This window comes from Psychrobacter sp. ENNN9_III (assembly GCF_001462175.1).
GTDB lineage: Bacteria > Pseudomonadota > Gammaproteobacteria > Pseudomonadales > Moraxellaceae > Psychrobacter.
The window spans coordinates 1-12,327 of record NZ_LNUO01000037.1 but is presented as its reverse complement, the minus strand read 5'-3'; the positions used below and the strand labels follow the sequence as shown (position 1 = coordinate 12,327).

Sequence of the window (12,327 nt, the reverse complement as noted above, 5' to 3'; positions counted from 1 at the left end):
GTCATCAAGATCTAATATGTTAACTGACTCTTATATACAATAAAACCCTCAGACCACTTAACGCCAATACAGCACCCAAGCCCCTGAGGTATCAACTTGAGGATCTGTGTTAATCTTGTCTTTTAATGCCAGTGCCGCAACTTTTCCACGCTCAGGACCGACGATGACGCGTACACCGCGACTGGTCACACTGGTTTTGACTTTATAGCCGGCGGATTTAAACTTTTCGGCCACATCGTCAGCTGAAGACTGATTGCTTGCCAAAGCCACTTGTACACCAAAGCTACCTTTTGCATCAGTTTCTCTAACTTCTTTACGAGCATCACGTAGTTTTTGTTGGGCTTCACGTCTAGCATCAGCAGACTTTTTGGCAGCGGCAGCTTCACGCTCTAAGCGCTCAATCTGCTTACGTGATGGAATAGTTAGCTCTTGTCCGACTTGTAATGAAGTGGATGAGGATATATCGTTGGCTTGAGCCAAAGCTTTAACTGGCACATTATATTGGCGAGCCAGTTTGATTAAACCATCACCTCTTTTAACAGTATAGTCTGCAGGAGCTGTCGGAGGCGCTGTTTTAGCAGCTTGTTCTTCAGCCTGCTTCTGCTGTTTGGCTGCTGCTTGTTCTTCTGCCTTTTTCTTAGCATCAGCTTCTTTCTTAGCTTCTGCTTCTTTTTTAGCTTTAGCCTGAGCTTCAGCTCGCTCTTTTGCTTCAGTTAACTTTTTATTATCTGCTAATTTTTTTGCTTCGGCCTGCTGAGCAGCTTTTTTGGCTTCTTCTTTCTCAGCCGCTTGAGCTTTCTGTTTTTCGTCATTGGTTGTGTTTGTTGTGGCATCAGTACGCGCTTGCACAGTTGGTGTTGTAACTGTTGAGCTATTTTCTACTTCTGTATCCTCACCCTCTGCTGGCATAGAGTTGGCAACATACTGCTGGTTTTCTGCACGAGATTTCGCCAGTGCCTTTGCTTCTGCACTCTCCTGCTCTGCCAAAAACTGCTGGGCACGCTTCTCTTGTTCTGCGACACGGGCCGCACGTTCTTTTTGCTTTTGTGCCAAGATACGTTTTTCAGTTTCGATATCTGTGGTTAATGGTTCTACAGTTGTTTTTTCAGTTGATGATTTTTCGACGATAGCAGCGGGCGTTGCTGGCTTATCATTAGTACCGATCTGTTGCACCATGGCGTATAGCATGACGCTACCGCCTATAATCATCCCGATGCCCAATAAGGCTTGTCTCGAAAAATTCATCCGTTTACGTCTCTTAGTTGGTAGTAAGGTTGATTGCTAGGCATGACCAATCTATATCGCCATCTCATCGCAAAAGTTATGCCGTTTTTGTAAAACGCTTTGATTATAAAACATATTTTTCACGCTGTCTGCTATCACACATATGTTAATGCGATGTTTGAGTAATTTTTGGACGACAATCAGCTCTCGGGGATCATAAGCATTCGTTGACATCAAGAGCAGTAAGCGCCTCACCAATGGTATGAAAAGAACCACTGGCGACGAGCAAGTCTTGTGGCTCACTGTTTTTGACTATTGCTTGCGTAGCCTGCTGTAGATCAGTACAAACATGTATAGCAGCATCTTTTACGTATACAGCTAGTGCTGTTTGCAGCTCATCAATACTTGCCGCGCGAGGATGATCAATCTCTGCAATATACCAATCTGTGATTGGCAAACCAGAATCGGTTAAGCGCTGTGCAACCATAGCAATATCTTTGTCACCGAGCATAGAGAATAATATCTTAATAGTCGCAATTGATGTGTTTGGTTGGCGACTAACATGCTCTTGCCATAAGGGTAATAGCTGCGCCAATAAAAACTCAACCCCTTGCTCGTTGTGCGCCACATCAAACAGCCAATGACGCGCAGCTATCTTTCGATAATCAAACCGTCCTGCTAGTTTGACAGTACGTAAGGCTTGCGCAATACCCTCTGCATCGACTGCTAATGGACTGGCCAACACTGCAGATAGCGCATTGGCAGCGTTTGTAAGGGATAGTGCAGGACGTGGCAGCTCCAGCGTAACAGCAGCATTACTGTATTGCCAAGTCTGTGTATCTACTACGCGATAGCTAAAGTCTTGCTCTGCTTGATAAAAGGTAGCATTGTGGCTTTTAATAAGGCGCTGCACACTATCTGGCATGGTAGCAGCACCATAAACGAGAGTAATGTCATCACGTAAAATACCCGCTTTTTCGCTACCAATAACCTCAATATTATCACCTAACCAATCCACATGGTCGATACCAACATTAGTAATAACGGCCATATCTGGATCAATAATATTAACTACATCTAAGCGCCCACCTAATCCTACTTCCAACACCCATACATCACAGTCTGCTTCAGCGAATATCAATAACGCAGCAAGTGTCGTCATCTCAAAAAATGACAACGTTAAATCGCATGCAAGCCGTGCATTCTCTACCTTACTAAAAGCATCGATTAATGTCTCATCGCTGACCATCTCGCCATTAATGCGCACACGCTCATTAAAAACGCTTAAATGCGGTGATTGATACAATGCAGTCTTGTAGCCTCCCGCTTGACACATCTGGGCAATTACTGCTGTCGTCGAGCCTTTACCATTGGTACCTGCTACAGTAAATACGTACGCATCATCTTTGGCCGATTGTACTAAACCCAAACTCTCAGCCACAGGCAGCACTCGCGTAAGCCCCATGTCTATCGCTGATACATGTATCTGCTGCATATAATCTAACCATTCAGTTAAACTCGATTGGCTGGTAGGACTATCAGTATTAACCGTATTAGCTATAGATGCAGACATAAACAGAACCTATTAAAAACTCGAACTAAAAAAGAGAAAACAAAATTAAAAGTAGTGTATAACAACCTACTAAAAAACCAAACCTAAAAAACCAAAAATAGCACTTATCGTTAAATAACGACAAATGCTATTAGAAATATTCTAACCTCGTTGCACTAAAATCATGCCCATACTAAAGCCAGTAACCGTAACAAGTTAGGTCATTTAGCTGGACGATAATAAATTAAGCATCAACGTTTGGCTGGTGGCTCAACTTCGCCAATAAACGATAAATCGTATCAATCATCTGATGACGATGTACCACTTCATCAACCACGCCATGCTCTAACAAAAACTCCGCACGCTGGAACGGCTCTTCTAACGTCTCGCGCACCGTTTGCTCGATCACACGCTTACCTGCAAAACCAATCATCGCTTTTGGCTCTGCCAGATGAATATCGCCGAGCATGGCAAGAGAGGCCGTTACCCCGCCATAAACTGGATTGGTCAGTACCACGATATAAGGAACGCCAGCAATTCTTAGGCGTTCAACAGCGGCGGCAGTACGTGCCATCTGCATTAAAGACAGCAAACCCTCTTGCATGCGCGCGCCACCTGAAGCTGCAAAACATACCAAAGGCTGTTTGTCTTTAAGTGCTTTTTCAGCCGCCTGTACAAACCGGTCACCAACGACCGACCCCATAGAACCACCCATAAAACGAAAATCAAAAGCACAGGCAACCACATCAAGGTTGCGTAACTTACCATACAAAACGATTAAGGCTTCTGTCTCGCCAGTTTTAGTCTTGGCCTCAGTCATGCGCTGGGGGTATGGTTTGCTATCTACAAACCCAAGAGGGTCTTTGGCGCTAAATTCTTGTCCAAGCTCTCCATCTACTTGATCCAAAAACCATTGTAGACGTTCACGCGCAGTCATTGGTAGATGATGATCACAGTGCGGGCAGACATAACAGTTAAAAATCAGTGCCGTATTGGTAATCATTGAATGACAGTTAGTACATTCTGTAGACGGCTCGGTTTCAACTGCAGTCAGCGTTGCGGTTAGTTGCTGCTTGATACCCGGTACTGAGCGATTAAACCATGATTGACCGGCTTGAGAATTATCCGTAGCAGGGCTGACATCATCACTTTGAGTTTCGGGTTTTTTTATAGTATCAGTCATATTATTCGCCATTGTTGAAGGCTTATCGGCAAGCTTGCTCATTTACTTGTCCTTAAGAGTTTGATTGTTGTCTAGTCTAAGAAGCAAATACAGTCATAACATGAGCCGTTATGACTAACACGGTAGCTTATTCGGATTACTATTATCTATATCATGATAAACAATAAGCTGAATAAATCGAGTAATTGTAACAAATTATACATCATGTTAGTTTACACACGTAAACTAAATATAGCAAAGTGATTTACTAGTCTCTTTATCACTGCTTAGGTATTTAGACTGTCTAACGCACCGCGTAGCTCGTCCATCTTGTCCATAATTTTTTGCTGAGCTGTCGTCACAGCGGTGGCATCATTGGCATCGATATCAGCGAAGTTCTGCACCAGTGCACTACCTACAATAATACCATCTGCATGGGCTCCAATCGCCTTAGCAGAAGCACCATCACGGATACCAAAGCCGACACATACCGGCAAATCCGTTTCCGCTTTAATCGCTTGCACTTGGGTCGCAACATCATCAGTATCAAGCGTCGCTGAGCCCGTCACGCCTTTAAGCGACACGTAATAAATATAACCGCCGCAATGAGTTAATACTTGCTCACGGCGCTCAGGCAAAGTAGTTGGCGATAACAAAAAAATCTCATTCATCGCGTGCTCAGTCAAGTGCTGGGTAAAGCTCCCCGCCTCTGCGGGCGGTAAATCTACCATCAAAATACCATCGACGCCTGATTGCTCGCATAAGGTGACAAAACTATCATAACCGATGATCTCGACAGGGTTCAGATAACCCATCAGGATAATTGGCGTTTGTGTGTCTTGCTTGCGAAACTCTGCAACCATATTTAGCGCGTCACGTGTACTGGTACCTGCTGCTAATGCACGCTCGCCAGCTAAAGCCACGGTTGGACCATCGGCCATTGGATCAGAAAACGGCAAACCCACTTCGATCATATCCGCGCCATGCTTAACTAAGTCATGTAGTAAGCCGACAAAGTTGCTAGGATTGGGGTCGCCTGCCATCACATAAGGAATCAGGGCTTTTTTGTTTTGTGATTTTAAAGTCTCAAAAGTGCTTTCAATACGGGTCATAAAGGTCTCTTATTATTGTCAAGTTATTACAAAATAGAGGCTATGTTAGCCTCATCTAATCATATTACAACTCAATCCCTTCTGCCTTCATGACCGAATGCAGGTCTTTATCGCCGCGACCTGACATATTGACGATAATGCTTTGCTCGGGGGTCATGGTTTTAGCCAGCTTAAGCGCGTAGGCGACCGCATGCGCAGACTCTAAAGCCGGGATAATGCCTTCTTTACGTGTGGTTTCATGGAAGCCTTCTAACGATTCTTTATCGGTACAACCCACATATTCAACACGTTTCATATCTTTTAAGAAACTATGCTCAGGACCAACACCAGGATAATCAAGACCTGCCGAGATAGAGTGCGTCTCTTGAATTTGGCCTTCATCGTCTGCCATTAGATACGTACGGTTGCCATGTAGTACACCGATACGACCAGCAGCCAATGGCGCTGAATGGCGACCAGACTCAATGCCGTCACCTGTCGCTTCCACGCCATACATCTTGACATCAGTATCGTTTAAGAAATCAAAAAACAGGCCAATCGCGTTCGAGCCACCGCCAACGCAAGCAACCAAGGCATCTGGTAATTTACCCGTTCTTTCTAAATGTTGAATACGCGCTTCTTTACCGATAATCGCTTGAAAATCACGTACCAGTAACGGATATGGATGCGGGCCTGCAACGGTGCCGATGATGTAATAAGTGGTGTCGACATTGGTGACCCAGTCGCGCATGGCTTCATTCATCGCGTCTTTTAGGGTGCGTGAGCCTGAGGACACCGGCACTACAGTCGCACCCAGCAAACGCATACGATAAACGTTCATCTTTTGGCGCTCGACATCATCTGCACCCATATAGACGATACACTCTAGCCCTAGGCGCGCAGCAATCGTTGCCGTCGCGACGCCATGCTGTCCTGCGCCCGTTTCAGCGATAATGCGCTTCTTACCACACATTTTAGCAAGCAGTGCCTGACCGATAGTATTATTCACTTTATGCGCGCCAGTATGATTTAAGTCTTCACGCTTAAAGTAAATTTGCGCGCCGCCGATCTCATCACTTAAACGCTTGGCATGATATAGTGGTGTTGGGCGACCGACATAATTGACTAAGTCATTGTGATACTCTTCCCAAAATGCTGGGTCAGCTTTGACTTTGGTATACAAGGTTTCAAGCTCTTCTAATGCAGCCATCAGCGTTTCAGAGACAAAACGTCCGCCATGGACGCCAAAATGTCCGCGTGCATCAGGGTATTGGTTAAAGTCTTGAACATTCTCAGGATTAATGAAGGTATTGATAGATTTTGCAGCGTCAGATAAATCTTTGTTTATGGCATGACTCATGATAATTCCTACGATAAGTGGTGTCTTTTAATATAAGTATGGGTGATATAAGGATTGAGACAATTACTAAACTTATGAAAATGAAGCTTAATTAGAAAGTCGGAATAACGAGTAAATAAGAATAAATATAGCGATTATCTTAGATCACGTCAGTGACCGTCTCGTTTTGCCATCGGTCACGCTTGACAGCTTTCATGAAGGCACGCATTTTAGCGGCGTCTTTTTTGCCTTTATCAACTTCAATCCCGCCGCTAACATCGACGCCATAAATAGGCAAATCACGAGTCGCAGCGACATTTTCAATATCTAGTCCGCCCGCTAAGATAATCGGCAGTGAGCTATTATGCGGAATAAGGCTCCAGTCAAAGCGCGCGCCCGTACCGCCATATTTATGCCGATGATAAGCATCAAGTAAAATACTACTCGCCCCTACTGCTGCAAAGCTATCAATACGTGCGCTCACACTATCTAGCGTGTCTTGCTCAGCATTGATACGCAACGCTTTCATCCAGCGTTTATTGACAGCACTTGCCAGCAGCTGGCACTGCTCAGGCGTTTCATCACCGTGGAATTGAATGATATCAAAAGCGACGTTATTTGCCAGTTCAATCAGCTCATCATGAGCCATATTGACTACCAATGCTACGACACTGACAAAGGCCGGCACAGCAGCGCTCAACGTTTGCGCTTGTATCAACGTCACAGCGCGCGGACTTGGTGGATAAAACACCAAACCAATTGCATCAACACCCAACTTCACAGCAGTATCGATATCACTAAGCTGGGTAAACCCACAAAACTTCACGTGCATTTTATAACCTTTTTTATGACCTCAATAAAAACTTGAGTAGATGCTATGTATCAAAGACTGTAAGCGAAAACTGCTATAAATCTAATAAACAGTGATATTACGCTAAATTTCCATCATAAGAAATGATGATAATTTGTTAAACGATGGGCAAATCAATTGCATCAAAAAACTTATCCTAGCATACTTTTATTCATAGTTTTGTTTATGATTGCGATTGATTGGTATAAGGATAATTGAATGTCTAAGACTGCGTCTGCTAATAACGACAACGATGATAATATGGATGTGAATATGCCGCACTATCTAATGTGGTTTCGCCGAGATTTACGACTGCATGACAATACAGCGCTGGCAGCACTTTGTGAACAAGCTAACGCAGACAATGCGCAAGTCAGCGCTATATTCTTCCTCACCCCTGAACAGTGGCAAGCGCACGATACCTCGCTTGCCCAAGTTGATCATATTGCGCGTACTTTACCGATAATCGCCCAAGATTTGCAAACGCAATTGAATATTACCTTAACAGTGCAAGTCTGCTCCAATTTTGCTGATTGCGTAAATACGCTTAGCGCATTGTGTAAGGACAATGATATCAGCTGCATCATGGCCAATCATGAGTATGAAGGCAATGAGATTGAGCGCGATGCGCAGCTCACTAAGCAGCTGGCGAAGGACGATATCGAGTTTGTTCGCTGGCATGATCAGTGTATCTTGCCACCACAAAGCATCACCACCAATGATGGTGACAGCATGTATCAAGTATTTACCCCATTTTATAAAAAATGGCGACATACTTTGGACGTGAGCAGCATCCAATTACATGAAGCCACCGCCATAAATAAGAATAAAACCAAACTAAAATTATCAAAAGACAGCGCGTCTACTATCGAAGACATCGAAACATTAAGTAAAGAGGTAGTCAATATTTACCAAAAAACACGGCAAAAGGCTGACTTATCACCGCATATTGACATGGACGCTCAGTTAGAAAAAGCGCGTACAGCCTACCCTGCTGGCGAAGATGCCGCTTGCCAACGTTTAAAAGCGTTTATCGCTGATGATATCGATAGCTACGATATCGGCCGCGATGTCCCCAGTCTACAAGCAACCAGTCAATTATCCGCCTACCTCACTATTGGAGCGATCAGTCCCAGGCTTTGCTACCTGCAAGCAAGCCTAGCGCAAGAAAAGCTACACGGTAACGATGGCGATAACGAAGATATCAATCGCTGGATAAGCGAGCTGGCGTGGCGAGATTTTTATCGTCATGTGCTAGTGGACAAACCAGCACTTATTCGACACGAAGCTTATAAGGAAGAGACAGATACCAAGATTAATTGGTCATATGATAAGGATGGTTTTGAGACGTGGTGTACTGGCAAGACAGGCGTGCCATTGGTCGATGCGGCGATGCGCTGCCTGAATGCGACAGGCTTTATGCACAATCGTCTGCGTATGGTCACCGCGATGTTTTTAACCAAAGACTTACTGATTGATTGGCGCTTAGGTGAGCGTTATTTTATGCAGCAGCTGATAGACGGTGACTTTGCTTCCAACAACGGCGGCTGGCAGTGGAGCGCCTCAACAGGCACCGACTCAGCACCCTACTTTCGTATTATGAACCCCTTTAGCCAAGGCAAAACGCATGACAAAGACGGCGTGTTTATCAAAACCTGGTTACCTGAGCTAAAAGACATTCCTACCAGCATCTTGCATAGTGAGGACAAAATGCGTAAAGAACTGGCAAAAGACGGTAATTTTGCTGATATTGACTACCCAGTGCCTATGGTCGAACATAAAGCCGTGCGCCAGCTTGCAATTGCTGAATTCAAAAAAGAATAACAACGTTTTAGATATAGAGTATGTTGCTGACATATAGGTTGCTGACATATAGTCAGTTCGAAATAAAGACGTTAAACCAATATTGCCGTGCTACTGAGATATATTTTACTTGCTTGCTGTGTCTACGCTGACAGAGGCTACGCAAAATATATCTCAGCAGCACTGTCTTTTTTAACTTTCATCGTTTGCCGTGCAACATTTAACCTTTGTTTTAATTACTCGTTACTGCTGGCATCTGACACGCCCCTGCTCCTTGCGTAGTAACAGTCACCACTGCGCCAGTCATCGCAAACAGCTGCTGCAATTGCGTTTTTGCGTTTTGTAGCGCCATATTCATCACATCACCTCGGCACGCGCGTTCAAGGACTTCTTTTTTTGCCATTATCTGTGCTTGTTCAAGTATCTTAGGATCAACCTGCATTAAACCAAAAGCGCCTGTTTGCCAGTCATAAATCTCCAAATCATCTAAATATACTGAAAATATCTCTGATGGCGGTAAGGTAATATTAATCTGCGGCATCATTAAGACTGATGTATTAGCATCGTTTGCCTTTGCTTCATCTACATCAGTATCAGATTGTTCAGCCTGTACAACTTGTACCATCTCAGGTGTCAAAGCGCTCAAATTGATGCCCGCATCTACTCGACCACGAGCGATAAACAAACCTTTTTGCTCATCTTGCCAAAGCTTCATCCAGCTGCCTTGTCGCTCACTGGTAATCACTGTATCCACGCTAAAAGCCACCGTCTGCAACCGATTCAACTGTTGAATCTGTGTCACTACCCCTTCACGAGTGATGGTTTCAATCGGTTCTTCTACAGTCCGGTCATTGATAGTATAAATAGCAAAAGCCAAGGCCATAAAACTGATAATTAACAATATCCATGTCGCAATTCCAGTAGGCTGTTTTGGTTTAGGGCGCTTACTCATATTGTCGCGAGCATTATTAGGTGTACGATTATTAGAGGTTGTCATATGCGCTACCTTTTATATTATTAACGGCACTCAAAAGACGTTATTTACAAATGCTAAATTAAGCACGGCTCTATAGCATAAATGACGCTTTTCAAAATGACTTCAAGTATTAGCTACTAATCTTCTACACAATTGCTTAGTCCACAATTTTACAAACCCAACCGCTTTTAGACTTACTATAACTCTCACTATCGATGAATACTAAAACCATCAGATATTTGCTTTATTTTTTGTTCTATTTTGAAGTTTGTACAGCGTTCTCTTGCAAAAAACAAAAAGTCATTGCGTATAAGGCAAACTTTACCTAACATAGTCTGATTGCATCGATAAAATGTCAACGTATATAGGTTACCTGACATTAGCTTACTGTTAGCTGGTTTTTGAACAAAAAGCTTGACTATAAATTGTTAATTCATACACTGTCACGTCGATCATATCATTAGTTATATCAGGTTATATATAAAGGCAAGCTTGTAGCGATTATTTAATGCTCAGCGCCTTATTTATTATTTATTTTATCGTTGATAAGGTTCCGCTTTATTTATGAAAGCCAGTCAATTCTTGTTCGCCACTCTAAAAGAAACCCCAAGTGATGCCGATATCGCCTCAAGCCAATTGATGGTGCGTGCCGGTCTTATTCGTAAAATTGCTTCTGGATTATATATCTGGTTGCCGATGGGGCTGCGCATTTTACAAAAGGTTGAACGTATCGTCCGTGAAGAAATGCAAAATATTGGGGCTCAAGAGGTTCTTATGCCCATGACCCAGCCAGCTGAGTTATGGGAAACTACTGGTCGCTTCGACGACTATGGACCAGAGCTATTACGTTTTAAAGACCGTCATGATCGTGATTTTGTATTGGGTCCTACTCATGAAGAGGTCATTACCAACCTTGCTCAAGGTGAACTGCGCAGTTACAAACAGCTGCCAATCACATTTTTTCAGATCCAAGGCAAGTTTCGTGATGAGATTCGTCCCCGCTTTGGCGTGATGCGCGCGCGTGAATTTACGATGAAAGATGCGTATTCATTTCATGTCGACCAAGCATCACTCGCCAAGACCTACCGTGATATGTTCCATGCTTATACGCGTATCTTTACTCGTTTGGGTTTAGACTTTCGTGCGGTACAAGCAGATACTGGTTCTATCGGTGGTTTTGCCTCTCATGAGTTTCATGTACTAGCTGATAGCGGCGAAGATGATATTGCATTTTCAGACTCCTCTGATTATGCAGCCAATATAGAACTGGCAGAATCTGTCAATACAGCTGAGCGTCAACCACCCAAAATGCAGCGTGAGGACGTGCTAACAGAAGGAATGACCACTTGTAAAATGGTGGCTGAGCACTTAGATATTCCTTTAGCAACGACAGTCAAAACCTTGATTGTACATGGTCATACAGAAGACGATGAGCCTCAGCTAATCGCAATTGTATTACGCGGTGATCATCAGCTAAATACCATTAAAGCTGAAAAAATCGAAGAAGCTAACGTACCGCTGACAATGGCTTCTGATGAAGAGCTAAAAGCTGCTGGTCTACACAAAGGCTATATCGGGGTTGATTTAGACATGCCCGTGTTTGTCGATCGTTCGGCTGCATCGTTGTCAGATTTTGTGACTGGTGCTAATGAGGTGAACAAACATACCATCGGTATGAACTGGGCACGTGATGCTCGTATCACACGCATCGTCGATATACGCAACGTACAAGAGGGCGACCCTTCTCCAGACGGCAAAGGCACCTTAAAGATTAAGCGCGGTATTGAAGTCGGTCATATTTTCCAGTTAGGTGACAAATACTCCCAAGCGATGAATGCCACCGTATCTGGCGAAGATGGTAAACCAGTTACCTTGATGATGGGTTGCTATGGTATTGGCGTCAGCCGAATCATCGCCGCTGCTATCGAGCAAAATAACGACGAAAATGGCATCATGTGGCCAAAAACGCCATCAGTTGATGACTCGATTGCACCTTTTGAGGTTGCTATCATTCCGATGAAGTCAAAAGAAGAAACTGTCATGCAAACAGCAACGGCTCTGTATGACGAATTAAAGGCGCAAGGCATTAATGTGTTACTTGATGACCGCAACGAGCGTCCAGGGGTCAAATTCGCTGATCTTGAATTGATTGGTATCCCGCATCGTATCGTGGTCTCTGACCGTAACTTGGCTGAAGGTAAGTTTGAGTACGTCAATCGCCGTGAGACAGAAAAGCAAATGCTCAGTCGTGAAGAAGTTATTGCAAAAGTAAGTAGCAAGTAGCTTTTGTGATAAAAAACGTACTAAAAAAGCGCCTATTTCATAGGGTG

At 43.9% G+C, this 12,327-nt stretch carries 9 protein-coding genes; 2 read left to right on the top strand and 7 right to left on the bottom strand.

Going from position 1 to position 12,327, the window contains the following annotated elements; all coding sequences use genetic code 11:
- Nucleotides 1–57 precede the first annotated feature (57 nt).
- From PENNN9_RS02890 to PENNN9_RS02865, 6 genes are all read right to left on the bottom strand, one after another.
- A complete protein-coding gene (locus PENNN9_RS02890; protein ID WP_058368245.1) occupies nt 58–1,245 on the bottom strand; it encodes a LysM peptidoglycan-binding domain-containing protein in 1,188 nt (395 codons plus the stop codon).
- A 193-nt stretch (nt 1,246–1,438) separates the two neighbouring features.
- Nucleotides 1,439–2,797: a bifunctional folylpolyglutamate synthase/dihydrofolate synthase gene (locus tag PENNN9_RS02885; RefSeq protein WP_058368244.1), complete on the bottom strand. Its 1,359-nt coding sequence runs from the start codon at nt 2,795–2,797 to the stop codon at nt 1,439–1,441.
- Between the two features lie 223 nt (nt 2,798–3,020).
- On the bottom strand, nt 3,021–3,971 hold the full coding sequence (gene accD, locus PENNN9_RS02880; protein WP_075103709.1) for an acetyl-CoA carboxylase, carboxyltransferase subunit beta: 951 nt from the start codon (nt 3,969–3,971) through the stop codon (nt 3,021–3,023).
- 254 nt (nt 3,972–4,225) lie between these two features.
- Nucleotides 4,226–5,050: a tryptophan synthase subunit alpha gene (trpA, locus tag PENNN9_RS02875; protein WP_058368243.1), complete on the bottom strand. Its 825-nt coding sequence runs from the start codon at nt 5,048–5,050 to the stop codon at nt 4,226–4,228.
- Nucleotides 5,051–5,114: 64 nt separating this feature from the next.
- Nucleotides 5,115–6,389, bottom strand: a complete 1,275-nt coding sequence (gene trpB / locus PENNN9_RS02870) for a tryptophan synthase subunit beta (protein WP_227511703.1) — start codon at nt 6,387–6,389, stop codon at nt 5,115–5,117.
- A 139-nt stretch (nt 6,390–6,528) separates the two neighbouring features.
- A complete protein-coding gene (locus tag PENNN9_RS02865) occupies nt 6,529–7,200 on the bottom strand; it encodes a phosphoribosylanthranilate isomerase (RefSeq protein WP_058368242.1) in 672 nt (223 codons plus the stop codon).
- Nucleotides 7,201–7,437: 237 nt separating this feature from the next.
- Here PENNN9_RS02865 and PENNN9_RS02860 point away from each other — a divergent pair, with 237 nt between their 5' ends.
- A complete protein-coding gene (locus PENNN9_RS02860; protein WP_058368241.1) occupies nt 7,438–9,042 on the top strand; it encodes a cryptochrome/photolyase family protein in 1,605 nt (534 codons plus the stop codon).
- A 211-nt stretch (nt 9,043–9,253) separates the two neighbouring features.
- Here the strand turns inward: PENNN9_RS02860 and PENNN9_RS02855 are convergent, their stop codons facing one another.
- Nucleotides 9,254–10,018: a DUF4230 domain-containing protein gene (locus PENNN9_RS02855; RefSeq protein WP_058368240.1), complete on the bottom strand. Its 765-nt coding sequence runs from the start codon at nt 10,016–10,018 to the stop codon at nt 9,254–9,256.
- 543 nt (nt 10,019–10,561) lie between these two features.
- On the opposite strand from PENNN9_RS02855, the gene PENNN9_RS02850 reads away from it, so the two are divergent.
- On the top strand, nt 10,562–12,280 hold the full coding sequence (locus PENNN9_RS02850; RefSeq protein ID WP_058368239.1) for a proline--tRNA ligase: 1,719 nt from the start codon (nt 10,562–10,564) through the stop codon (nt 12,278–12,280).
- Nucleotides 12,281–12,327 lie beyond the last annotated feature (47 nt).

Bases quoted from the DNA above. Each gene is read 5' to 3' on its own strand.
- PENNN9_RS02890 (WP_058368245.1), bottom strand. From the start codon at position 1,245: ATGAATTTTTCGAGACAAGCCTTATTGGGCATCGGGATGATTATAGGC.
- PENNN9_RS02885 (WP_058368244.1), bottom strand. From the start codon at position 2,797: ATGTCTGCATCTATAGCTAATACGGTTAATACTGATAGTCCTACCAGC.
- accD (WP_075103709.1), bottom strand. From the start codon at position 3,971: ATGGCGAATAATATGACTGATACTATAAAAAAACCCGAAACTCAAAGT.
- trpA (WP_058368243.1), bottom strand. From the start codon at position 5,050: ATGACCCGTATTGAAAGCACTTTTGAGACTTTAAAATCACAAAACAAA.
- trpB (WP_227511703.1), bottom strand. From the start codon at position 6,389: ATGAGTCATGCCATAAACAAAGATTTATCTGACGCTGCAAAATCTATC.
- PENNN9_RS02865 (WP_058368242.1), bottom strand. From the start codon at position 7,200: ATGCACGTGAAGTTTTGTGGGTTTACCCAGCTTAGTGATATCGATACT.
- PENNN9_RS02860 (WP_058368241.1), top strand. From the start codon at position 7,438: ATGTCTAAGACTGCGTCTGCTAATAACGACAACGATGATAATATGGAT.
- PENNN9_RS02855 (WP_058368240.1), bottom strand. From the start codon at position 10,018: ATGACAACCTCTAATAATCGTACACCTAATAATGCTCGCGACAATATG.
- PENNN9_RS02850 (WP_058368239.1), top strand. From the start codon at position 10,562: ATGAAAGCCAGTCAATTCTTGTTCGCCACTCTAAAAGAAACCCCAAGT.